The organism is Streptomyces sp. NPDC001927, assembly GCF_053594455.1.
In genome coordinates this window covers 391,184-414,504 of sequence record NZ_JBSFEN010000009.1, presented here as the reverse complement: position 1 = coordinate 414,504, position 23,321 = coordinate 391,184, and the positions used below count along the sequence as shown (strand labels likewise).

18 protein-coding genes are annotated in these 23,321 nt (G+C 72.1%); 6 read left to right on the top strand and 12 right to left on the bottom strand.

The window, feature by feature from the left end:
• Positions 1 to 370: 370 nt before the first annotated feature.
• Entirely contained in the window at positions 371 to 1,378 is a 1,008-nt protein-coding gene (locus tag ACWCO8_RS25940; protein ID WP_451034261.1) for a stage II sporulation protein M, read from the bottom strand.
• 124 nt (positions 1,379 to 1,502) lie between these two features.
• Here ACWCO8_RS25940 and ACWCO8_RS25935 point away from each other — a divergent pair, with 124 nt between their 5' ends.
• Positions 1,503 to 2,423, top strand: a complete 921-nt coding sequence (locus tag ACWCO8_RS25935; RefSeq protein WP_451034260.1) for an RDD family protein — start codon at positions 1,503 to 1,505, stop codon at positions 2,421 to 2,423.
• On the opposite strand, the gene ACWCO8_RS25930 is transcribed toward ACWCO8_RS25935, so the two are convergent.
• A complete protein-coding gene (locus ACWCO8_RS25930; protein WP_451034259.1) occupies positions 2,420 to 3,046 on the bottom strand; it encodes a hypothetical protein in 627 nt (208 codons plus the stop codon). The genes ACWCO8_RS25935 and ACWCO8_RS25930 overlap by 4 nt on opposite strands.
• 160 nt (positions 3,047 to 3,206) lie before the next feature.
• Positions 3,207 to 4,664, bottom strand: coding sequence for an adenosylhomocysteinase (gene ahcY, locus ACWCO8_RS25925; RefSeq protein ID WP_451034258.1), 1,458 nt, complete (start codon positions 4,662 to 4,664; stop codon positions 3,207 to 3,209).
• Positions 4,665 to 5,055: 391 nt separating this feature from the next.
• On the opposite strand from ahcY, the gene ACWCO8_RS25920 reads away from it, so the two are divergent.
• Positions 5,056 to 7,098, top strand: coding sequence for a fructose-specific PTS transporter subunit EIIC (locus ACWCO8_RS25920; RefSeq protein WP_451034275.1), 2,043 nt, complete (start codon positions 5,056 to 5,058; stop codon positions 7,096 to 7,098).
• A gap of 143 nt (positions 7,099 to 7,241) precedes the next feature.
• Here ACWCO8_RS25920 and ACWCO8_RS25915 read toward each other — a convergent pair whose 3' ends face one another.
• The 6 genes from ACWCO8_RS25915 to ACWCO8_RS25890 form a co-directional block, all read right to left on the bottom strand.
• The gene (locus ACWCO8_RS25915) at positions 7,242 to 8,207 is read right to left on the bottom strand and encodes a cation diffusion facilitator family transporter (protein ID WP_451034257.1); all 966 of its coding nucleotides are present in this window, start codon (positions 8,205 to 8,207) and stop codon (positions 7,242 to 7,244) included.
• A 66-nt stretch (positions 8,208 to 8,273) separates the two neighbouring features.
• Positions 8,274 to 9,425 carry a mannose-6-phosphate isomerase, class I gene (gene manA, locus ACWCO8_RS25910; RefSeq protein WP_451034256.1) on the bottom strand — a complete coding sequence of 384 codons (1,152 nt, stop codon included), beginning with the start codon at positions 9,423 to 9,425 and terminating at the stop codon, positions 8,274 to 8,276.
• A gap of 102 nt (positions 9,426 to 9,527) precedes the next feature.
• On the bottom strand, positions 9,528 to 10,718 hold the full coding sequence (locus ACWCO8_RS25905) for an SIS domain-containing protein (protein WP_451034255.1): 1,191 nt from the start codon (positions 10,716 to 10,718) through the stop codon (positions 9,528 to 9,530).
• 253 nt (positions 10,719 to 10,971) lie between these two features.
• Positions 10,972 to 11,154 carry a Trm112 family protein gene (locus ACWCO8_RS25900; RefSeq protein ID WP_315894164.1) on the bottom strand — a complete coding sequence of 61 codons (183 nt, stop codon included), beginning with the start codon at positions 11,152 to 11,154 and terminating at the stop codon, positions 10,972 to 10,974.
• Positions 11,155 to 11,258: 104 nt separating this feature from the next.
• Positions 11,259 to 12,626, bottom strand: coding sequence for a phosphomannomutase/phosphoglucomutase (locus ACWCO8_RS25895; RefSeq protein WP_362015019.1), 1,368 nt, complete (start codon positions 12,624 to 12,626; stop codon positions 11,259 to 11,261).
• A 149-nt stretch (positions 12,627 to 12,775) separates the two neighbouring features.
• Positions 12,776 to 13,201: a DUF3499 domain-containing protein gene (locus ACWCO8_RS25890; protein ID WP_362015017.1), complete on the bottom strand. Its 426-nt coding sequence runs from the start codon at positions 13,199 to 13,201 to the stop codon at positions 12,776 to 12,778.
• Positions 13,202 to 13,641: 440 nt separating this feature from the next.
• On the opposite strand from ACWCO8_RS25890, the gene ACWCO8_RS25885 reads away from it, so the two are divergent.
• Entirely contained in the window at positions 13,642 to 14,046 is a 405-nt protein-coding gene (locus ACWCO8_RS25885) for a metallopeptidase family protein (protein WP_451034274.1), read from the top strand.
• A 20-nt stretch (positions 14,047 to 14,066) separates the two neighbouring features.
• On the opposite strand, the gene ACWCO8_RS25880 is transcribed toward ACWCO8_RS25885, so the two are convergent.
• The 3 genes from ACWCO8_RS25880 to ACWCO8_RS25870 form a co-directional block, all read right to left on the bottom strand.
• The gene (locus ACWCO8_RS25880; protein WP_451034254.1) at positions 14,067 to 15,584 is read right to left on the bottom strand and encodes a DUF5719 family protein; all 1,518 of its coding nucleotides are present in this window, start codon (positions 15,582 to 15,584) and stop codon (positions 14,067 to 14,069) included.
• Positions 15,581 to 19,237 carry a glycosyltransferase family 2 protein gene (locus ACWCO8_RS25875; RefSeq protein WP_451034253.1) on the bottom strand — a complete coding sequence of 1,219 codons (3,657 nt, stop codon included), beginning with the start codon at positions 19,235 to 19,237 and terminating at the stop codon, positions 15,581 to 15,583. Before ACWCO8_RS25875 ends, ACWCO8_RS25880 begins: the two co-directional genes overlap by 4 nt.
• Positions 19,238 to 19,484: 247 nt before the next feature.
• Positions 19,485 to 19,748 (bottom strand): WhiB family transcriptional regulator, encoded by a 264-nt coding sequence (locus ACWCO8_RS25870; protein WP_015033978.1) that lies wholly within the window; start codon positions 19,746 to 19,748, stop codon positions 19,485 to 19,487.
• 676 nt (positions 19,749 to 20,424) lie between these two features.
• Here ACWCO8_RS25870 and ACWCO8_RS25865 point away from each other — a divergent pair.
• From ACWCO8_RS25865 to ACWCO8_RS25855, 3 genes are read left to right on the top strand one after another with little or no spacing between them, the layout of a single operon-like run.
• The gene (locus tag ACWCO8_RS25865) at positions 20,425 to 20,946 is read left to right on the top strand and encodes a cysteine dioxygenase (RefSeq protein WP_451034252.1); all 522 of its coding nucleotides are present in this window, start codon (positions 20,425 to 20,427) and stop codon (positions 20,944 to 20,946) included.
• Between the two features lie 13 nt (positions 20,947 to 20,959).
• Positions 20,960 to 21,916, top strand: coding sequence for a 2-phospho-L-lactate transferase (gene cofD, locus ACWCO8_RS25860; RefSeq protein ID WP_362015006.1), 957 nt, complete (start codon positions 20,960 to 20,962; stop codon positions 21,914 to 21,916).
• Positions 21,913 to 23,313 (top strand): coenzyme F420-0:L-glutamate ligase, encoded by a 1,401-nt coding sequence (locus ACWCO8_RS25855; RefSeq protein ID WP_451034251.1) that lies wholly within the window; start codon positions 21,913 to 21,915, stop codon positions 23,311 to 23,313. Before cofD ends, ACWCO8_RS25855 begins: the two co-directional genes overlap by 4 nt.
• Positions 23,314 to 23,321 lie beyond the last annotated feature (8 nt).

Genomic DNA, 23,321 nt, shown 5'->3' with positions numbered 1-23,321 from the left:
CGGGCTTTCCTCCGGGCTTTTCCCTTCGGTCTTTCGTGTTTCCAGCTTAGCAGACCCGATTTCTCGTTTCTGCCACCCGCTGGAGCGGGCTGCCGGGCTGTTCTTCGCTTTCGCGTTTCCCTTTCCGGCGATTCCGACTTTATCAGATTCATTCCGGCCGACCTAATCGGTGGCTTTCGTGATTCGAATAAGGAATCGGGGTGGCTCCGTGGAAATCGAATCCCGACCGGAGCGAGAGAGATACTAGCTCGCCGCCACCGAACTTGTCCAGTTCGAGGCAACCGTTTGAATCTACCTCCCCACGCGAACCGTGTCAACAGTTTTTTGTGGGCGAAGAGGAGACTAGCAGGTCAGCGGGGGCGAACGCACATCAGGCGGCGGTCGGCAGCTCGGCGCTGCGGTCGGTGTCGGCGAGGTCGCCGGTCTCGCCCGCGCGGGCCGCGCGACCGCCCAGGACGTAGACGTAGGCGAGGAATGCCAGCTCTGCCGCGACGCCGATGGTGATGCGGGCCCAGGTGGGGAGGCCCGACGGGGTCACGAAGCCTTCGATGAGGCCCGAGATGAAGAGGACGACGGCGAGGCCGATGGCCATGCCGACGGCGGCGCGGCCCTGGGTGGCCAGCGCCGCTCTGCGGGTCGTCGGGCCGGGGTCGATGACCGTCCAGCCGAGCTTGAGGCCGGTGCCGGCGGCAACGAATACGGCGGTCAGTTCGAGGAGGCCGTGCGGGAGGAGCAGGCCCAGCATGATGTCGAGCCGACCGGCTGCGGACATCAGGCCGATGGCCACGCCGACGTTCAACATGTTGAAGAAGAGGACCCAGAGCACCGGAATGCCCAGGAACGCTCCCAGGACCAGGCACATGGCGGCGGCCTGGGCGTTGTTCGTCCAGACCTGGGCCGCGAAGGAGCCGGCCGGGTTGCTCGAGTAGTACGTCTCGTACTGGCCGCCCGGGCGGGTCATCTCGCGGAGCTCCGCCGAGGCGCCTATGGCGGACTGCACCTCGGGGTGCGTGCCGATCCACCAGCCGATGATCGCCGCGAGAAGAAGGGAGAGGACGGCCGTCGGGATCCACCAGTGGCGTGAGCGGTAGACGGCGGCCGGGAAGCCCGCCGTCAGGAAGGTGGCCGCGTCGCGCCAGGAGGAGCGGCGGGTGCCGGTGACCGTGGCTCGGGCTCGGGCGACGAGCTGGGTGAGCCGGGCCGTGAGCATCGGGTCCGGGGCGCTGGACTGGATCAGGGAGAGGTGGGTGGCCGTCCGCTGGTACAGGGCCACGAGTTCGTCGGCCTCGGCTCCGGCGAGCTTGCCGCCGCGGCGCAGGAGGTGGTCGAGGCGGTCCCACTCGGCGCGGTGGGCGGTGACGAAGACGTCAAGGTCCATGATCGGCTGCTGCTCCAGGCACTGGGTGGTGCGTACGGGTCCGTACTACTGCGGCGCGCTGCGGGTCAGCTTGGCAGACTGTCGTATCTGAGGGTCGGGCGGAGTGAGCGAAGGGGTGGGTGCCGTGAGCGGGGTGGTGACGGGGGACGCCGTCGTATTGGGGCTGCAGCCGGCGCGGCTGCCCAGCCGGGCTCTGGCGCTCTTCCTTGATCTGGTGGTCGTCTGGGCGGGCTATCTGCTCGTCACGGTCGGGCTCACGCTGGCCACGGCTTCTCTCGACGAGGCCGCGCAGATGGCGGTGAACATCGCCTGCTTCCTCCTCGTGCTGGTGGGAGCGCCCATCGCGGTGGAGACGCTGTCGCACGGGCGGTCGTTGGGGAAGCTGGCCTGCGGGCTGCGCGTGGTGCGGGACGACGGGGGGCCGATCCGGTTCCGGCACGCGCTGGTGCGGGGTGCGATGGCGGTGGTGGAGGTCCTGATGACGTTCGGGGTCGTCGCCTGTATCGCCTCGCTCGTGTCCGCCCGGGGGCGGCGGCTCGGTGATGTCTTCGCCGGGACCCTCGTCGTACGGGAGCGGGTGCCGGCGGCGCGGAGCGCGTTCGTACCGCCTCCCCCGCCGTGGCTCGTGGGGCGTTTCACCGGGCTGGATCTCTCCCGCGTGCCGGACGGGCTCTGGCTGGAGATACGGCAGTACCTGACGCGGATGCGGCAGCTGGATCCCGCGGTGGGGCAGCGGATCGCCGAGCGGCTGGCGGACGAGCTGGTCGCGCGGACGGGGACCCCGCCGCCCGCTGGTGTGCCCGCGGCCGCGTATCTGGCCGGTGTCGTCGGCGAGCGGCAGGCGCGCGACGCCCGGCGGGCCTTCTCCCCTGCTCGGATGGGGGCAGGGGTGGCTGGTGTGGGAGGTGTTGGTTACGAGCGACCTGGTGGCGGTCCGGTCGGGGGTGTTTCCGCCGGCGGCAGTGTTCCGCCTACTCAGGCTCCTGCTCCGGCATCGCCTGGCGCTGAGGCGCCGCGTTCCACCGGGTTCGCGCCGCCCGCCTAGGTCGCGGTGTCGGGGAAGACCGACGGCGGGGTGTCGAGCGATTCCAGCTCGATGCCGGGGGCGGACAGGACCACGTCTCCGGTGATGTGAACCGTGTGCTGTTCTCCCGTGTCCAGGGCGTTGACCTGGTACTCGTCCACGATCAGACGGCCGTTGTCAGTGGCGTGCGCTTCACTGTTCATCAGGGCCCAGGACTGGTCGATCGTGAGGGGGGCGAGCACGGGATCCGTGAAGGCGACGAGCCGGATGCGGGTCGCGGGGGAAGCGGGGGTGAGGCGCAGCATTCGAGTGATCGCGACGAGGAACGCCGGGGACGTGCCGGTGAAGGCGTGGGCGCGCACATTGCCTTCGGTGGCGTGGGTTCCGGTGGGGTCCGTACGGACCCAGGTGACGCCGTCGAGGGCGGCGCCGCGGACCTGCCAGCTCGCGGCGTGGAGTTCGAGTCGGATGGGGCGGCCGAGTTCGTCGATGGCCAGGTCGACGGAGCCGGCGTGGTCGCCGGAGGGGGTGGTGGTCTGGGAGACGTAGCGCCAGCCGGACGGGCCGGGCGCGCAGTTGAAGTGTTCTTCGCCGAGGGGGGTGTGATCGTGCGGGTCATGGAGCGAATAACGGCCGCGGGGCATGGATCCGAATCCTCGGGGAGCTTCGTGGGGCGGTAGGGCCCGGGTGCGGGCCGATCGGACGAGGCAGGCCCCCGGCACGGGGGTGCGGGGGCCTGCCTGATTCCTCTACGGGTGCGGGTGACGGGCGTGCGTCAGTGCACGGCGCACGCCCGTGCCGGCATCAGTAGCGGTAGTGGTCCGGCTTGTACGGGCCCTCGACCTGGACGCCGATGTAGGCGGCCTGCTCGGGGCGGAGGGTCGTGAGCCGCACGCCGAGCGAGGCGAGGTGGAGGCGCGCGACCTTCTCGTCCAGGTGCTTCGGGAGGACGTAGACGTCGGTCGGGTACTCCTCCGGCTTGGTGAAGAGCTCGATCTGGGCCAGGGTCTGGTCCGCGAAGGAGTTCGACATCACGAAGGAGGGGTGGCCGGTCGCGTTGCCCAGGTTCAGCAGGCGGCCCTCGGAGAGGACGATGACGACCTTGCCGTCGGGGTAGGTCCAGGTGTGGACCTGCGGCTTGACCTCGTCCTTGACGATGCCGGGGGTGGCGGCCAGGCCGGCCATGTCGATCTCGTTGTCGAAGTGGCCGATGTTTCCGACGATGGCCTGGTGCTTCATGCGGGCGATGTCGGACGCCATGATGACGTCCTTGTTGCCCGTGGTGGTGATGAAGATGTCGGCCGTCTCGACGACGTCGTCCAGGGTCGCGACCTGGTAGCCGTCCATCGCCGCCTGGAGCGCGCAGATCGGGTCGATCTCGGTGACGATGACGCGGGCGCCCTGGCCGCGCAGGGACTCGGCGCAGCCCTTGCCGACGTCGCCGTAGCCGCAGACGACGGCGGTCTTGCCGCCGATGAGGACGTCGGTGGCACGGTTGATGCCGTCGATGAGGGAATGGCGGCAGCCGTACTTGTTGTCGAACTTCGACTTCGTCACCGCGTCGTTCACGTTGATCGCCGGGAAGAGGAGCGAGCCGGCCTGGTGCATCTCGTACAGGCGGTGGACGCCGGTCGTGGTCTCCTCGGTGACACCGCGGATCTCGGACGCGAGCTGGGTCCACTTCTGCGGGTTCTCGCCGAGGGTGCGGTTGAGGAGACGGAGGATGTAGCCGTACTCCTCGCTGTCCGCGGTCGACGGGTCCGGGGCGGAGCCGGCCTTCTCGAACTCGACGCCCTTGTGGACGAGGAGGGTGGCGTCACCACCGTCGTCGAGGATCATGTTCGGGCCGCCGGTGGGCGTGTTCGGCCAGGTCAGGGCCTGCTCCGTGCACCACCAGTACTCCTCGAGGGTCTCGCCCTTCCAGGCGAAGACCGGGACGCCGGCGGGGGCGTCGGGGGTGCCGTTCGGGCCGACGGCGATGGCCGCGGCGGCGTGGTCCTGGGTGGAGAAGATGTTGCAGGACGCCCAGCGGACCTCGGCGCCGAGGGCGACCAGGGTCTCGATCAGGACGGCGGTCTGCACGGTCATGTGGAGGGAGCCGGTGATCCGGGCGCCGGCGAGCGGCTGCTGCTCGGCGTACTCGCGGCGGATCGACATCAGGCCGGGCATCTCGTGCTCGGCGAGGGTGATCTCCTTGCGGCCGAAGGTGGCCAGGGAGAGGTCGGCGACCTTGAAGTCCTGCTGGGTGGCGGCAGTCGTCATGACTGGGCTGCTCCTCATGGATCGGGTTCGATCGAGTTCGAGGGCTCGGTCGATTCGAGGGTCGGTCGGGGCATGCCTGACACCGCGAGATGAGGTGGCTCGGGCATACGAATGCCCGGGTACTCACGCGGTGCAGTCGTCGGAGGCCCTCTCTCCCTCGGCCGGTCCCCGAAAGGCCCGCCCGACCGCCATCAGCAGCGACGTCTGGCTGGTCACGAATCTACACCGATCGCCCCGACGATCCACAGCCCGCCCAGGACGGGGATCAGGCCGGATCCGGGCTCGACATAGGGCCCTGTGGCCCGGTCATCCGGGGCCTTACGCACTTTTGACAGCGTTGCCATCTGGGGCACGATGCTGGGGAACCACCAGCGAGTACGAGGAGAAGCCCGTGACCAGTCCAGCGAGTGAGGGGCGGACGGTGAGGCTGCTCGCGGTCACGGCCTGTCCGACCGGTATCGCCCACACCTATATGGCGGCGGAGAAGCTGGCGCAGGCCGCGCAGGCGCTCGGCGTCGAGATCAAGGTGGAGACACAGGGATCCATCGGGGCTGAGAATGTTCTCAGTGACAACGATGTCAGGCATGCGGACGGCATCATCATCGCGGCCGACAAGGACGTGGACCGCAGTCGGTTCGTCGGGAAGCGGGTGCTGACCGTCGGGGTGGCCGAGGGCATCCACCATCCGGAACGGCTGATCGAGCAGGTGCGGAGTGCGCCCGTGCAGGGAGCGGGCGGGGGTGACGGCGCCGACGGGGCCGGTAAGTCCGAGGGCGGTGCCGGGGGTGGGAAGGAGCGGAGTGTCGCGTACAAGGCGCTGATGAACGGTGTCTCGTACATGATTCCGTTCGTCGTCGTCGGCGGGCTGCTGATCGCGATCTCGCTCGCGATCGGCGGGCACGCGACCCCCGACGGTCTCGTCATCCCGAAGGACTCCTTCTGGATGGACGTCAACAACATCGGTGTCATCGGCTTCAAGCTGATGGTGCCGATCCTGTCCGGCTACATCGCCTACGCGATCGGGGACCGGCCCGCGCTCGTGCCGGGCATGATCGGCGGCTGGATCGCCGCGGACGGTTCGCTGTACCACTCGGAGGCGGGCGCGGGCTTCATCGGGGCGATCGTGACCGGCTTCCTCGCCGGCTATCTGGTGCTGTGGATCAAGAAGGTCCGGGTGCCGAAGTTCGTCCAGCCCATCATGCCGATCATCGTGATCCCCATCGTGGCGACCACGGCCCTGGGGCTCTTCTTCATCTACGTGATCGGGCAGCCGATCTCCTGGGTCTTCGAGCATCTGACGAGCTGGCTCGGCGGGATGACCGGGACGAGCGCCATTCTGCTGGGCGCGATTCTCGGCCTGATGATCGCGTTCGACATGGGCGGGCCGGTCAACAAGACGGCGTTCCTCTTCGGCGCGGGGCTCATCGCCACGGGCAACATGAGCGTCATGGGCATGTGCGCCGCGGCGATCCCCGTGATGCCGCTCGGCCAGGGCCTGGCGACGCTGATGCGCCGCAAGCTGTACTCGGAGCAGGAGCGGGAGACCGGGATGGCCTCGCTCTTCATGGGCATGTTCGGTATCTCCGAGGGCGCGATCCCGTTCGCGGCGGCTCGGCCGGCGCAGGTGATCCCCGCGAACATGCTCGGTGGCGCGGTCGCCGGTGCGATCGCGGGCATGGCCGGCGTGACGGACGCGGTGCCGCACGGCGGGCCGATCGTGGCGGTGCTCGGCGCGGTGGGCGGGGTGCCGATGTTCTTCCTCGCCGTGGCCGTCGGCACGGTCGTCACCGCGCTCACCACGAACGCGCTCATCGACATTCGGGAGCGGCGGAACCGGGGTGGGGTGGGTGCAGAGGTGCTGGTGCCTGCCGTTGCTGTGGCCGGGGGGCCTGGGCTTGGGGTTGTGGCTGAGCCTGCGCCTGCGCTGGTCGGTGCGGGTGTGGGTGGGTCCGGTGGGGGTGACCTGGCAAGCCGCGAAGACGTGCTCTCCGGGTATCTGACCGGCGCCACCGTGAACGTACGGCTGGACGCAGGCGACAAGGACTCCGCCATCCGTGAGATGGCCGCGATGCTCGCCACCACCGGGAAGGTCGCGGACCTCGACGGGCTCGTGCGGGCCGCGTTCGCGCGGGAGGCCCAGGGAACGACCGGGCTCGGTGAGGAGATCGCCATTCCGCATGCCAAGACCGATGCCGTGACGGCGCCGATCGTCGGGTTCGCCCGGTCGGCCGAGGGGGTGGAGTGGGGCTCGCTCGACGGGACGAAGGCGCGGCTGATCTTCATGATCACGGTGCCGGAGGCGGCGGCGGGGGACGAGCATCTGCGGATTCTCGCGATGTTGTCGCGGAAGCTGATGGATCCGGGGTTCCGGGAGAGGTTGCTTGAGGCGGGCGACGCGGCGGCGGTGCTCGGGATCCTGGGCGAGGTTCAGTAAGCGTCGCCGCAGCAACAAGGGCCCGGGGTCTTGTGACCTCGGGCCCTTGTGGTGCGGGGCTTGAAGCGGCGCCGCTCGTCGTGGGTTGTGCCCACCCGTTCCGCCCTGCGGAACGATTGCCCACAACGGTGGGCGTCAGGGCGTCAGTGGCTTGTGCCGCCCGGGGTCTTGGCCGGGTTTTCGCCGGCCGCGGCTGCCGCCTCGCTGTAGACGTCCGGTTCCAGGTAGATCACCCGGGCGATCGGGACCGCCGCGCGGATGCGCTCTTCGGCCGCGTTGATGGCGTTGGCGACCTGGGTGGCCGTCTCGTCGTGGCGTACGGCCACCTTGGCGGCGACCAGGAGCTCCTCCGGGCCGAGGTGGAGCGTGCGCATGTGGATGAGGCGGGTGACGGTCTCGCCGTCGACGACCGCCTCCTCGATCTTCTTCACCTGGTCGACGCCGGCGGACTCGCCGAGCAGCAGCGACTTGGTCTCCGCCGCGAGGACGATCGCGATGACGATGAGCAGGATGCCGATGCAGAGGGTGCCGATGCCGTCCCAGACGCCGTCACCCGTCAGGAGCGCGATGCCGACGCCGCCGAGGGCGAGGAAGAGGCCGACGAGCGCGCCGAGGTCCTCCAGGAGGACGACCGGGAGCTCGGGGGCCTTCGCGCGGCGGACGAACTCCGTCCAGGACTGGCCGCCGCGGATCGCGTTCGACTCCTTGATGGCCGTGCGGAAGGAGAACGTCTCGGCGATGATCGCGAAGACGAGCACGCCGATCGGCCAGTACCAGTCCTCGATCGGGTGCGGGTGCTTGATCTTCTCGTAGCCCTCGTAGATGGCGAACATGCCACCGACGGAGAAGAGCACGATCGAGACGAGGAAGGCGTAGATGTACCGCTCGCGGCCGTAGCCGAAGGGGTGCTGCGGGGTCGCTTCGCGCTTGGCCTTCTTGCCGCCGAGCAGCAGCAGGCCCTGGTTGCCGGAGTCGGCCAGCGAGTGGACGCTCTCGGCCAGCATCGAGGACGAACCGCTGAAGAGGAACGCCACGAACTTGGCTACCGCGATCGCGAGGTTCGCGGCGAGCGCCGCCACGATCGCCTTGGTTCCGCCTGACGCGCTCATGGGTGTACGTGTTCCCTTCGTCGGTACTCCGGCACTGTTGCCGCCATTCGGCCGGTCATTGTTGCATCAGGCGACGACGGTGGCGCGGAAGACCGTTCCCGTACCGGACAGTTCGGTCGATTCGCCCGCCGGTACGAAGACGGATTCGCCCGGGGCCAGGGTGACTTCGCCCGCTTTCGGGCGGCCCGCGACGGCCAGCAGGATCTGCGGGGTGGGGGCGGTGACGTCGGTGGGGGCGGCTCCCTCGGCCCGTACGAAGCGGGAGAGGCGGAACTCGTCGATGGGGGTGTCGTAGACCTCCTCGCCCGACGGGGACGCCTCGGGGCGCAGGATGCCCGGGTCGGTCGGCTCGAAGCGGACGATCTTGAGCAGCTCCGGGACGTCGACGTGCTTCGGGGTGAGGCCGCAGCGGAGCACGTTGTCGGAGTTGGCCATGATCTCGACGCCGAGGCCGTCGAGGTAGGCGTGCGGGACGCCCGCGCCGAGGTAGAGGGCTTCGCCGGGCTGGAGTTGGACGAAGTTGAGCAGCATGGCGGCGATGACGCCGGGGTCGCTCGGGTAGTGGTGGGCGAGCGCGGCGTACGGGGCGTGGGCGCCGCCCAGGCGTTCGGCGGCGGCCGCGGCCTCGGTGACGGTGTGCGCCATCTCCGCCGGGTCCGCGCTCAGCAGGGCCGTCAGGACCTCGCGCAGCGCGGCCTCTTCGGGGTGGGCGTGCAGGAGGTCGACGTACGGCTTGAGGGAGTCGACGCCGAGCGCGGAGAGTGCGTCGGCGGCCTCGATCGGGTCGCGGAAACCGCACAGGCCGTTGAACGGCGTGAGGGCGCAGACCAGTTCGGGCTTGTGGTTGGCGTCCTTGTAGTTGCGGTGGGGCGCGTCGATCGGGACGCCGGCCGCCTCCTCGGCGGCGAATCCGGCCTTCGCCTGGGCGAGGTCGGGGTGGACCTGGAGGGAGAGCGGGGCTCCGGCGGCGAGCAGCTTGAGGAGGAAGGGCAGGCGCGGGCCGAACTTCTCGACGGCCGGTGCGCCCAGTTCGCGTACGGGATCGGCGTCGATGACCTCGTTGAGCGGTCCGCGCTCCGTGCGGGAGGGGGCGCCGGGGTGGGCGCCCATCCACATCTCGGCCTGGGGTTCGCCGGTGGGCGGGGTTCCCAGGAGTTCCGGGATGGCCGTGGTGGAGCCCCAGGCGTAGGGGCGGACGGTGTTGACGAGGCGGTCCATGGAGCCTTCCAGCTTTCCTCGGTGCGGTGATGCGGTGATGCGATCGTGCTGATGGAAGTGGGGTGGGGCGTCTGGGACGTGGCGGCGACGTGACGGGTGGGTTTACGTCGGGGGTGGCGGGGGTGCGATGCCCGCCGAGGCCAGGGAGAGGTAGATGGCGGCGAAGTCCGTGACGGCGACGAGTTCGGCCAGGGTCTCCAGGAGTTCGCCCGCCTCGCCCGGGTTCTCCTCCGAGGCGAGTGGCTCCAGTTCGCTGATGGCGGTGCCGTGGCTGAGGGCCAGTTCGCGGGCCGCGGGTGCGGCGGTCAGGCCGCCCGCGTCGGTCGGGCGGTCGCGCAGCAGCACGACCCGGGCGCGCAGGGCCTGCTGCTCGTCGACGCGGTCGCGGAAGAAGTCGTCGGGGTCGGCGCCGGCCGCGTAGTCGCCGGCGAGCAGGACGCCGTGGGCGGGCAGGGCCTCGGGGAGTTCGGCGGCGAGCGCGGGCAGGCCGGCCAGTTCGGCGAGGACCGCGGCGAAGCGGCGGCCCACGGGGCCGGCGGCGTCGCCCTCGGTCCAGATCAGCGGGAGCGAGTCGGCGAGTTCGGCGGCGAGCGTCTTGGCCGGGTTGCTGTACGTGGCGATGGCCGGGCCGCAGCGCTCGGCCGTACGGTCCAGGCGGTCGGCGACCTTCTCCAGCGTCTCGGACGGGGCCTCGACCAGGCCGACGCGGTCCAGCAGCGCGAGGAGCGGGGTGAACAGGGCCCACAGGGCGCCGGGCCCGGCCGCGAGGGTCTCCTCGTACTCCTGGGGGTTCTCGTGCGGGGCCATCGCCATCGGGACGAGCAGTCCGCGGGGCGCGCTGACGGTCTCGGCGAGCGGGGAGGTCTTCGGGGCGACGGCGACGACGGTGATGCCGCGCCGGTACGCCTGCTCGGCGAGGAGGGCGAGGCCGGGTTCGGAGCCGTCGATGGTCGGGATGAGGAGGAGGTCCACGGAGCCCGCCCAGCCGGGCAGGGCCCAGCGCAGGGCGCCGGGGGCGGGGGCTACGCCGGTGGGCTGGAGGCGGATCACCGGGGCGGCGGCGCCTGCCAGGGCGCCGACCAGGTCCGCGACGCCGGCGGCGGCGGTGCCGGGGCCCGCGACGAGGACGGCGCGGGGGCGGCCCTCGGGGCTGAGCTCGGCGATTCCGGCTTCGGTGGCGTGCCGGGCCGCGGTCCGCACCCGTGCGCCGGCCTCGGCGGCGCCGCGGAGGAGGCTGCGGCGGTCTGCGAGGGCGAGGGCGTCCGGGGCGTCGAGGAGGGTCTCGTCGAGCATGTGGCCTCCGGTGAGGGGGCGGGTGCGGGCTCGTGCGGGTGCGGGCCGTGCGGGCTGGGGGTGCGCCCGGCCTTCGGCCGGGCTTCTCGTTCCCACCCGCACCACCCGTACAACTGGGAAGACAGAGGTGCGGGTCTTCCGGTGGGTGGTGTCTCGCCGTCGGCGGCGAACCGTCCGTAGGACGGTTCGCCGCCGACGGCGAGACGTCCGTAGGACCTACTCGCCGTCGGCGGCGAGCCCTCCCTCTGGCCTGCTACTGCGGGCGGCGGGCCTCGTCGACCAGGAGGACCGGGATGCCGTCGCGGACCGGGTAGGCGAGGGCGCAGTCGGGGCTGGTGCAGATCAGTTCGGGGGTGTCGGCCGCCGTGCGGTCGTTCAGCGGCGCGTGGCACGCCGGGCAGGCCAGGATCTCCAGGAGGCCGGCTTCGAGCGGCATGGGTTTTCCCTTCGAGCAAACGAATGGTGGTGCTGCCCTTCGGGCCAGGTCAGCCTACCGCCGGGGGACGCCGCCCGCCCCGTCCCCCGGCCGGAGCCGCCCGGTCAGGCCGTCGCGCGGACGAGCTCCAGGACCTCGTCGCGGACCTTGGTCATCGTCGCCTCGTCCCGCGCCTCCACGTTCAGGCGGAGGAGGGGCTCGGTGTTGGAGGGGCGGAGGTTGAACCACCAGTCGGCCGCCGCCACCGTCAGGCCGTCCAGCTCGTCGAGGGTGACGCCCTCCTGGTCCGCGTACGCGGCCTTGACGGCCGCCGTGCGGGCCGTCTGGTCGGCGACCGTGGAGTTGATCTCGCCCGAGCCCGCGTAGCGGTCGTACGAGGAGACCAGCTCCGACAGCGGGCCCTCCTGGCCACCGAGGGCGGCCAGGACGTGGAGCGCGGCGAGCATGCCCGTATCGGCGTTCCAGAAGTCCTTGAAGTAGTAGTGCGCGGAGTGCTCGCCGCCGAAGATCGCGCCCGTCTTCGCCATCTCCTCCTTGATGAAGGAGTGGCCGACGCGGGTGCGGACCGGCACGCCGCCGTTCTCGCGGACGACCTCGGGGACCGACCAGGAGGTGATCAGGTTGTGGATGACCGTGCCGCCGGGGGTCTTCGCCAGCTCGCGGGCGGCGACGAGCGCCGTGATCGCGGACGGGGAGACCGCCTCGCCGCGCTCGTCGACGACGAAGCAGCGGTCGGCGTCGCCGTCGAAGGCGAGGCCGAGGTCGGCGCCCTCGGCGCGGACGCGGGCCTGGAGGTCGACGATGTTGGCCGGGTCGAGCGGGTTGGCCTCGTGGTTCGGGAACGTGCCGTCGAGCTCGAAGTACATCGGTACGAGGGTCAGCGGGAGGCCCTCGAAGACGGTGGGGACGGTGTGGCCGCCCATGCCGTTGCCGGCGTCCACGACGACCTTCAGCGGGCGGATCGCGGTGAGGTCGACCAGCCCGGTCAGGTGGGCGGCGTACTCCTTCAGCGTGTCCCGCTCGGTGATCGTGCCGGTCGTGGCGGCCGCCTCCGGGGCGCCCTCCCGCGACCACCGCTCGACCAGGGCGCGGATCTCGGAGAGCCCGGTGTCCTGGCCCACGGGGGCGGCGCCCGCGCGGCACATCTTGATGCCGTTGTACTGGGCCGGGTTGTGCGAGGCGGTGAACATCGCGCCCGGCAGGTTCAGGCTGCCGGAGGCGAAGTAGAGCTGGTCCGTCGAGCAGAGCCCGATCAGGGTGACGTCGGCGCCGAGCCGGGCCGCGCCGCGGGCGAAGGCGCCCGACAGGCCCGGCGAGGAGGGCCGCATGTCGTGGCCGATCACGATCGCGTCCGCGGCCGTCACCTGGACGAACGCGGCGCCGAACAGCTCCGCGAGCGTCTCGTCCCACTGATCCGGCACCACCCCGCGGACGTCGTACGCCTTCACGATCTGCGACAGATCAGCAGCCACGGAACAACCCTCCTGAATACGCCTTCGTCGGCACGCGTGTGCGGCGCGTGTACGGAGGCCCAACCTACCGGGGGCCGTGCGTGGGAGGGCAGAGCGCCTTGGCGGCGAGGCCGGAATTGGCGGCGTGGCCGGGAATCAGCAGCCGGGAATCAGTTGTCCGGGGAGCGCAGGACGCGCAGGTGGCCTCGGCGGCCGACCTCCATGGGGTCCCCGCCGCGACCGCCCTTGCCGCCGGCCTCCGCCGCGCGTTCCTGGGGGCGGGCCGCCTCCCGTACCGCGTTGGCGAGGGCTTCGAGGTCGTCGCCGCTGGGGCGGGCGGGCGCGGAGGGATCGGCGAGCCGGACGACCTCCCAGCCGCGCGGCGCGGTGAGGCGCTCGCTGTGCTCGGCGCACAGGTCGTAGCAGTGGGGCTCGGCGTAGGTGGCGAGCGGGCCGAGGACCGCAGTCGAGTCGGCATAGACGTACGTCAGTGTCGCGACGGCAGGGCGGCCGCACGCGGTGCGCGAACAGCGACGTACAGGGCTCACGACGTTGGACGGTACCGCACTCTTGAGCGGGCCGCGACGACTCTCCACCAGGTCACTCGCCCGTGTCGCGCTGTGACCTCGGACACGGGCCTTCTTCGGGCGGCCGTCCTGACCTGCGCGTAAGGAGGGGTACGGGGGTGGGGACGGCGGTCGATCCGGACAACGTCCGACAGGAATCCGGTCAACGACGGCCAGATGGCCGATCGCTTGAACCTATGGAATCGAGCCCGCGCTTGGCTGGAATGTTCAACTATCGACAGGCCGGGTGGGGGCCACGCCCAGGTGGCACGTGTGCGCCACGGTCGCGTGACACCGAGGAGAGTTACGCTGCGTCAGTGATGGACAGTCCTGTGCCGCCGCGTCCCTCGTCCCGTCCGGCCGAGTCCCGTACGGGCGACTCCCCGGTGAACGAGCCCCGCTCGGGCGAACCCCTCGCGGGTGAGTCCCGCGCGGGCGAGTCCGGCTCCGCCGAGGCGCGCCCGGCTCCGGTGGAGCCCCGGACGCGCCGTCGTGACCGTCATGGCCGCGGGATGCGGGGGCCGGTCGCCCCGCCGCAGGTGCCGCTGTCCGCGAGCCGCGCCGACACCTTCCGCGATCTCGTCCTCGACTCGGTGGAGCGCCTGGAGCGGCGCTGGCCGCAGCTGGCGGACGTCGAGTTCCTGGTGCTCGACGTGCCGCCCTCCGCGCCCGGCGAGGCGGTGCCGCTGGGCGGCTCCGCCCCGGCGGCGAAGGACGACCCGGCCCGCGTGGTCGTCTACCGGCGGCCCGTCGAGATCCGCTCCAAGAGCCGCGACGAACGGGCGCTGCTCGTCCACGAGGTCGTGGTGGAGCAGGTGGCGGAGCTGCTCGGGCTCTCCCCCGAGTCCGTCGATCCTCGGTACGGGCAGGACTGAGACCGCATTCTCCAGCGGCCTCAGTCGTCCAGGACCCCGAGGTCCTGCTTCGCCGTGGGGACCATGACCGTGCCCCGGTCGTCCACCAGCGTCTGGACCGTGAACATCGGGATCCCGTCCTCCGGGACCTCCAGCAGGCGTGAGGCGTGGACCGGGCCGCCGGAGACCCGCTCGACGGTCAGGGCGTAGGAGCCCTTGAGACCGGCCGGGACCAGTTCGGTGACCTTCGCCGTCGTGCCCGCCTTGACCGTGACGGTCTTGGTGACCGGGGTGCCGCCGCCCGTGCCGGCCGAGGCGGTGACCTTGACCTGGGCCGCCTCGCCGGGCGCGGTCAGCGAGAGCGTCGAGCCCGCCGCGCGGTTGTCGGCGACGGTCGCGCGGGCGGCGATCGGGGCCGTGGCCGGGATGAACGCGACCTCCTGCTTGTCGCCCTTGCCCCGCGTGACGCGCAGCGCCGCCACGAACGGGGTCGACTTCTTCGGGTCGGACGGGGTGAGCAGCAGGGAGCCGGTCTCGCCGCGGGTGAGGTCCGGGAGGTCGACGGAGGCGGTCATCCCCGACTTCACGTGCAGGGCCTGCGCGCTCGCCGGGACGATCGTGCCCGTCTCGCCGACCAGCTGGATCTTCAGCTCGGCGTCGTCCTCGCCGGGGGCGTACGCCACCAGGCGCACCGAGGTCGCGTCGGCGGGGATGCCGGGCAGGACGGCGGTGCCGGCCGGGTCGGCGGAGGCGGGGAGCCAGTCGCTGCCGAGCTTGTCGTCGGCGGCGCCGACGACCGCGCCGACCCGGCCGCTGCGGGTCGTGACGTGCACGGTCACGTCGGCCGTGGGGGCCTGGCCGGTGAGCGTGGAGAGCAGGACGGGGACGCTGGAGTGGGCCGGGACGGGGATGCCCTCGGTCAGCTGCGACTTCAGCTCGCCCTCGGGGCCGTACAGCTGGATGTCGGCGACGGCCGCGCTGTCGTCCGGGTTGGTGAGGTGGACGTAGTCCTGGCGCTCCTTGGCCGTGGAGGCGGCCGGGAACCAGAAGTCGGTGTCGGGCGCGCCGCAGGCGACGCCGAGGAGGCCGCGCGCGCCGCCCGCGGTGACGACGGTGGTCTGCTGGACGGTCCAGCCGGGGGCGAGGCCGCCGGTGGCCGCGCCCGTCAGGGCGGGGGCGGTGGGCCCGTTCGCCTCGGCGGCGACGGGCTTGCCGGGCTCGGTGACGGTGGCCGGGGCCTTGCCGGGCTTCTTCGCCGTGGTGCCGCCGGGGGTGGCGGCGGACGCGGCGGCCTTGAGCTCGGCCTTGGCGGTGGGAGCGGCGGCGCCGGAGCCCTTGGCCGACGAACCCGCTGCCGGGGTGTACGACACGTAGTCCGTCTCGGCCACCTCGGAGCTGCTGGGCGCCGGGCACAGCAGGCTGGAGCGCTCCACGGGCAGCGTGGTCGGCGCCTTGGCCTCGGGGGCGGCGGAGCCGTCGGGGGCGGTCAGGGCGGCGAAGCCGGTGACGGCGGCGAGGGCGGTGGCGACCGCGATCAGGGAGAGGGTGGTGCGCTTCACTGGTTGCTGCTCCCGTCGGGACGCTGCTCGGTCTCGTAGCCGTACGCGTACGGGTCGTAGGCCTGCTGCTGGTCGTAGCCCTGCTGCGGGTACTGCTCGTAGCTCTGCTGGTCCTGCTGTTGCTGCGGGTCGTAGCCCTGCTGGGCGTACGGGTCGTACTGCTGCTGGGCGTACGGGTCGGTGCCGTACTCGGCGTACTGCTGGGGCTGCTGGTAGTACCCCTGCTGGGCGTACTGCTCCTGCTGCTGCCAATCGGCGGCCGCGTACGGCTGCTCCTGGGGTACGGGGACGGGCTCGGGCTCGGCCTGCGCTTCGTACGCGGATTCCGCTGCCTGCTCCTCGCCCTGCTCCTGGGCGGCTTCGGCCTCCGCCGCCGCGCGGAGGCGGCGGGCCCGGCGGCCGTCGCCCTCCATCGCCTGGGCGGGGATGACGACCTCCTCGTCGGGCAGGTCGTCGTCGATCTCGCGGCGCCGCCCGGGCAGGGCGAGCACGAGCAGGACGACGCCGAGGCCGACCTGGGTCCAGATCCACAGGGTGTGGGTGAACGGCTGGTCGTACGTGACGTCGAGCCGGCCGCCGTCGGCGGGCAGCTGGAAGCCCTGGGCCCAGTCGTCGACGGTGGTCTTCTCGAGCACCTTGCCGTCGAGGGTGGCGGTCCAGCCCTCGTCGGCGCGGTCGGCGATGCGCAGGACGCGGCCCGCCGGCCCTGCGGGGATCTCCGTGTGCACCTCGACGGGGCCCGCGGCGACGGCGACCGGCTTGGCCGCCTGCTCGACGCCACCCCCGGCCTCGGCCGGCTGGTCGGCCGGCTTCGCGTCGCCGGCCTTCGGGGCGGGGACGATCATCGCGCGGGCCACCTCGCGGTCGACGCGCCAGAGCGCGCTGCCGTCGAGCTGGCTGAGCCTGCTGAGGCCGGGGGTGGCGTCGAGGACGCGGCCCATCTCGCGCGGCGACCCGTCCCGTACGAGGACGTAGCGGATCGCGAAGCCGCTGAGTTCTTCGGTCTGGTCGGCGCCGGAGCCCGCCACCAGGTGCGAGACGACCTTGTCGAGGCGGGTGTCGCCGCCGCCGGTGGCGGCCAGTTCGGCGTCGCCGAGGCGGCCGCCGGAGCCGCGCACCAGGGTGTAGGCGACCTCGCCGGGCGAGCTGCCGCCGAGGACGAGGGTGCGGGGCTGGTCGCGGGTGTCGCTCTCCTCGGCGACGAACGCCGGGACCTGGACGGGGTCGCGCCGGGTCAGCGGGCCGTCGGCGCCGCCGATCATCCAGCCGCCGGCGGCCACGACCGGGCCGAGCGCGGCGGCGAGCGCGATGAGCGCGGCGACCGGCTGGCGCCAGCCGAAGCCGTGCGCGGCGACGCGGGTACGGCCGTACTCGGCGCCGATCATGCCGGCGGCGAGCAGTGCCGTGCCGTAGACGAGGGTGGCGGGGCCTGCCCAGCCGGTGCCGCCGGCGCCGTTGGAGAGCGCGGCGAAGAGGAGGCCGACGAGGGCGGCGGTCCAGGCGGCGAGGACGGCGAACCGGCGCTCCTCGCGCAGGAGTCCGGCCAGGGCGGCGAGGACGATGCCGATGAGGAGGAGGCCGCCGGTGGTGCCCGGGCCGCCGGGGCTGATCCCGAGCAGGTCGAGGGCGGAGGCCGTGCCCGTACGGATGTCGAGGCCGGCCTCGCGCAGGAAGGCGGAGGGGCTGGTCAGGAGGGAGAGCGACCAGGGGGCGAGGACGAGGATCGGGGTGCCGACGGTGGCGAGGAAGCGCAGGCCGTAGGCGGCGATGTCGTCGCGGCGCAGGACGAGCACGGCGATGCCGAGGACGACGGCGATCGGCCAGACGATCGGCGTGAACGCCATCGTGAACGTCAGCAGGAAGGTGTACGCCCAGGTGGCGCGCCAGCTGCCACGACCCCCCTGGCCGGCGAAGCCGTGGGCGGCGACGGCGGCGCGGGCGATGAGCGGGAGCAGGATCGCGAGGACGGCGGTGCCGAGGCGGCCGGCGGCGAGCGCGCCGGTGGCGGCGGGCAGGAAGGCGTACGCGATGGCGCCCCAGGCGCGCAGCAGAGCGGACTCGACGATCGGGCGGGCGGCGAAGTAGGCGGTGAAGCCGGCCAGCGGGACCGAGCAGACGAGCAGCACGGTGAGCGCGAAGGAGGTGGAGCCGAGGAAGAGCGCGGAGAGTCCGGCGAGCACGGCGAGGTAGGGCGGCGCGGTCTGGGTGCCGCCGGTGCCGAGGGCGTGCCAGCTGTCCGCGTACCGCCCCCAGAGTTCGGAGACCGTGTCGGGGGCGGGCAGCAGGGCGCCGCCCGCGAGGGAGCCGCCGCCGAACAGGCCGCGGCAGGCGACGACGGAGATGACGAGGAGGAGCGCGAAGAGGACGGGCCCGGGCTTGCGGGCGATCTTCTTCAGCCGGGCGAACTGCTCGACTTCGAGGAAGTCGGCGTCGTCGCCGCCGGGTCCTGACTCGACGGCGCCGTGGCGCGAGCCGCCGGAATCGGCGTCGGAGCCGCCGAAGTTCGCGACGACCTGCTCGGCGGCGGCGCGGATGGTGGCGCCGGGCGGCGGGAAGAGCGGGCGGAGTTCGCTCGCTGCTACGGCCGGGTTCTTGCGGCGCCTGCGCGCGGCGAGGATCTTCTCGGGGCGCAGCAGGGTGGCGAAGAGGCCCATGACCTCGTCGACGGCCTGGCCGGGGACCTTGCCGACGAGGTAGGCGAGGGTGCGAAGGAGCGTGCCGACGACGAGCCGGAGCAGGACGTACGGCAGGGTGGCGCCGCGGCTGTTGGCAAGCAGGGTGTAGACGGCGCCGGCCTTGTCGACGCGGTGCGGGTTGGCGACCGAGCGGCCGGCGCAGTCGACGGTGCGGCGTTCGCGGGCGGAGGCCTCGGCGTGCCGCAGGACGGCGTCGGGGGCGACGAGGACGCTGTGTCCCGCGGCGTGGGCGCGCCAGCACAGGTCGACGTCGTCGCGCATGAGGGGCAGGCGGCGGTCGAAGCCGCCGAGCTCCTCGAAGACGTCGCGGCGGATGAGCATGCCGGCGCTGGAGACGGAGAGGACGGAGCGGACCTGGTCGTGCTGGCCCTGGTCCTGCTCGCGGCGGTCGAGGCCGGTCCAGCGGCGGCCGCTGCGGGCGATGGAGACGCCGGCTTCGAGCAGCTGCCTGCGGTCGTACCAGCCGCGGAGCTTGGGGCCGACGACGGCGGCGTACGCGTCCGCGTCGGCGACGCGCAGGAGTTCGGCGAGGGCGTCCGGCTCGGGGGCGCAGTCGTCGTGGAGCAGCCAGAGCCACTGCACGGGCTCGCCGTGCGGGAGTTCGGGCAGGTCGTAGGCCTCGTCGCTCCAGGTCCTGCTGACCGGGTCCCAGCCGCTGGGGCGCTTCAGGTACGTGAGTTCCTCGGGGCCGAGCACGGGCGCGGTGCGGGCGGCCTCCTCGACGGCGGCGCCGAAGCCCGTACGGCGGGCCAGGTGCAGCACCCGGTCGGCGCCGATCGACTCGGCGAGCAGCCGGGCGGAGTCGTCGGCGCTGCCGGTGTCGGCGGCGATGACGTTCTGCACGGGGCGTTCCTGCGCGAGCAGCCCGGCGAGGGCGTCCGGCAGCCACCGGGCGCCGTCGTGGGCGACGAGCACGGCGGTGACGACGTGTCGTGGGAACTCAGGAGTTGAGGACATCGAGGTACGGGCCCTCCGGCCGGGGGGGTCGCCCGCGAGGGGCGTGGGTGCGTCTCGGACGGGGCCCCACACTAACGGCTGGCAGGAAAAGGGTCCGCCCCCTGTGGACAGAGCACAGGGGGCGGACCGTTCGATGTGTACGGGTGTGCGTGGTTCGGCGGGTGGGTCCTCCCGGTGGGTCGTACCGGTCGGCGGTGCCTGTCGTGGCCGTGGGGCCCGCGGCGCCCGTGGTGCCGAAGCCGTCGGGTCAGACGGCGGCCTTCTTCAGGCGGCGACGTTCTCTTTCGGAAAGACCGCCCCAGATCCCGAACCGTTCGTCGTTCTGCAGGGCGTACTCCAGGCATTCGGAGCGGACCTCGCAGGCGAGGCAGACCTTCTTGGCCTCGCGGGTCGAGCCGCCCTTCTCGGGGAAGAAGGACTCGGGATCGGTCTGGGCGCACAGCGCGCGCTCCTGCCAGCCGAGTTCCTCGTCCGCGTCCTCGACCAGCAGTTCCTGGAACAACTCGGTCATGTGCGCCCCTCGTCTGTCTTCGCGTCCCCGTGATGTTGCCGTTACCGATTCCGGCCGAACGACACGAGTGAAATTACAAGTTCGTGCTCTGTGCGAGTCAAGCCGGAATCTGCTATTGGGCCCGGTATTCACTCTGCGGAACCAAGGCTATGCGGAAAGTGTTCAAATCACCAAAAACCTGACACATGCCACTGGCCTGGCCGCACCGTCCTCTCTCGTAGCGCTCACAGAGAGAGACGCCCGGAGCGTGGATCTTGTTGCGATCCAGCCACGGAAGCGATCCGGATCACAGTCTGATCACGAGATGCCAGCCGCGTTTACGGGCACGGATGTTGCGCCATGTCTCCTGCTCGGCGACTGAACAAACCTTTCTCCAGGCGATGTAACCGGATGAGGTGAAACATTCCACCCAAAACGGGCATTGAGTTGACAGTCGGGTGGCCCGCCCGTCACCTTTGATGTCATGCCAGCGACCTCAGCGCCCTCCGCGACCCACGCCCGTGGGTACCGCAGCGCTGTCCAGGCGCGCTGTTGCTGTTGCTGTTCCAGCTGTTGATGCCTCCGAGCTCCAGCGCCTTCTCCACGCGTCTCCCGCGTTGCCCCGCGTGACCCCTTGCACGACTCCTGTGTGACCCCCCTGCACGACTTCTGTTACTGCCGAGGAACCACCGCACCCATGAACAGCGACAGCGACCTTCAGATCGCCGGCGACATCCTCGAGGTCCCCCACCTCCTGCAGCCCGCCCGCGAGCACCCCACCACCGTGGCCGAGTTCGTCGGCCTCGCCCGCTCCATCGCCGCCGACCGCGCGCAGTGGGCCCCGCACGTCGAGTACGACGCCACCACCCGCTGGTACCACCGGCTGCGCACCGGACCCGGCTACGAGGTCTGGCTGCTCTCCTGGGTGCCCGGCCAGGGCAGCGGACTGCACGACCACGGCGCCTCGTCCGGCGTCCTGACCGTCCTCCAGGGCGAACTGACGGAGCGTACGGAACGGGGCGTACGGAAGCTCGACGGGGGCGCGACCCGGGTCTTCGCGCCGGGGTACGTCCACGAGGTCGTCAACGACTCCCTCGAACCGGCGGTCAGCCTGCACGTCTACTACCCGGGCCTGACGTCGATGCCCATGCACGAGTCGCTGCGCGCCCAGTGCGCACCGGTCACCGCCCCGACCGCCCACGGTGTCGTACCGGCCTGACAAACTGCACCACATGCGCATTGTGGTTCTGGCCGGTGGCATCGGTGGTGCCCGCTTCCTTCGCGGCCTCAAGCAGGCCGCGCCGGACGCGGAGATCACGGTCGTCGGCAACACCGGTGACGACATCCATCTCTTCGGGCTCAAGGTCTGCCCCGACCTCGACACGGTGATGTACACCCTCGGCGGTGGCATCAACGAGGAACAGGGCTGGGGCCGTGAGGACGAGTCCTTCACCGTGAAGGAGGAGCTCGCGGCGTACGGGGTGGGGCCGGAGTGGTTCGGCCTCGGCGACCGCGACTTCGCGACTCACATCGTCCGTACGCAGATGCTGGCCGCGGGCTATCCGCTGAGCGCGGTCACCGAGGCGCTGTGCGCGCGCTGGCAGCCGGGCGTACGGCTGCTGCCGATGTCCGACGACCGCGTCGAGACGCACGTCGCCATCGAGGTCGACGGCGAGTCGCGGGCGGTGCACTTCCAGGAGTACTGGGTGCGGCTGCGGGCGTCCGTGGACGCCCAGGCCGTGGTCGCGGTCGGCGCGGAGGCGTCGAAGCCGGCGCCGGGCGTCCTGGAGGCGATCGCCGAGGCGGACGTCATCCTGTTCCCGCCGTCCAACCCGGTCGTCTCGGTCGGCACGATCCTGTCCGTGCCGGGCATCCGCGAGGCGATCGCCGAGGCGGACGTGCCGGTGGTCGGCCTCTCCCCCATCGTCGGCGACGCGCCGGTCCGGGGCATGGCGGACAAGGTCCTCGCGGCGGTGGGCGTGGAGTCCACGGCCTCCGCGGTGGCCCGGCACTACGGCTCGGGTCTGCTCGACGGCTGGCTGGTCGACACGGTCGACGCGGGCGCGGTGGCGGACGTCGAGTCGGCGGGGATCCGCTGCCGGGCGGTGCCCCTGATGATGACGGATCTGGACGCGACGGCAGCGATGGCGCGGGAAGCGCTGGCGCTGGCGGAGGAGGTCCGGGGATGAGGGGGGCTGCGGGGGGCGCTTCGGGGGGCTGGGACGGCTCGGGCGGTACTTCGGAGGGCTTGGGCGACGGCTCGGGCGGTGCTTCGGGGGGCCTGGACGGTGTGCCTGGGTTTCGGGTGTGGGCGCTCTCCGGGTTGCCCGAGGTCAGGGCCGGCGACGATCTCGCCAAGTTGATCGCCTCCGTCTCCCCCGGGCTCCTGGACGGGGACGTCCTGCTCGTGACCTCCAAGATCGTGAGCAAGGCCGAGGGGCGGGTGATCGCCGCCGACGACCGCGAGGAGGCGATCGACGCCGAGACCGTACGGGTCGTGGCCCGGCGCGGCACGCTGCGGATCGTCGAGAACCGGCAGGGGCTTGTGATGGCCGCCGCCGGGGTCGACGCCTCCAACACCCCTGCCGGGACAGTGCTGTTGCTGCCCGTCGACCCGGACGCCTCGGCCCGCGCGATCCGCGAGGGGCTGCGGGACACCCTCGGCGTCGACGTCGGCGTCGTCGTCACGGACACCTTCGGGCGGCCCTGGCGCACGGGACTCACCGACGTGGCCATCGGCGCTGCCGGCGTGCGCGTCCTGGACGACCTGCGCGGGGGGACGGACGCGTACGGCAATCCGCTCAGCGCCACGGTCGTCGCCACGGCTGACGAGCTGGCCGCCGCCGGCGACCTCGTGAAGGGGAAGGCGAGCGGGCTGCCGGTCGCCGTCGTGCGCGGGCTGCCGCACGTCGTGGACGGTTCGGTCGAGGAGGGTGCCCGGGCGCTGGTGCGCGGGGCGGCCGACGACATGTTCCGGCTCGGGACGTCGGAGGCGGTACGGGAGGCGGTGACCCTGCGGCGTACGGTCCGGGAGTTCACCGACGAGCCCGTGGATCCCGGCGCCGTACGGCGCGCGGTCGCGGCCGCCGTCACGGCCCCGGCGCCGCACCACACGACGCCGTGGCGGTTCGTGCTCCTGGAGTCGGAGGCCTCTCGGGTCCGGCTGCTCGACGCGATGCGGGACGCGTGGATCGCGGACCTGCGGCGGGACGGCAAGTCGGAGGAGTCCATCGCCAAGCGGGTGCGCCGCGGGGACGTGCTGCGGAACGCGCCGTACCTGGTGGTGCCGTGTCTCGTCATGGACGGCTCGCACCACTACGGCGACCCGCGCCGGGACGCCGCCGAGCGCGAGATGTTCGTGGTCGCGGCGGGCGCGGGCGTCCAGAACTTCCTGGTGGCGCTCGCGGGCGAGCGGCTGGGGTCGGCGTGGGTGTCCTCGACGATGTTCTGCCGTGACGTCGTACGCGAGGTCCTCGGGCTTCCGGAGGACTGGGACCCGATGGGCGCGGTCGCGGTGGGCCACGCGGCGGCGCCGCCGAAGGAGCGGGCGGCGCGGCAGGCGGGGCGGTTCATCGAGGTGCGGTAGCGCGTCGA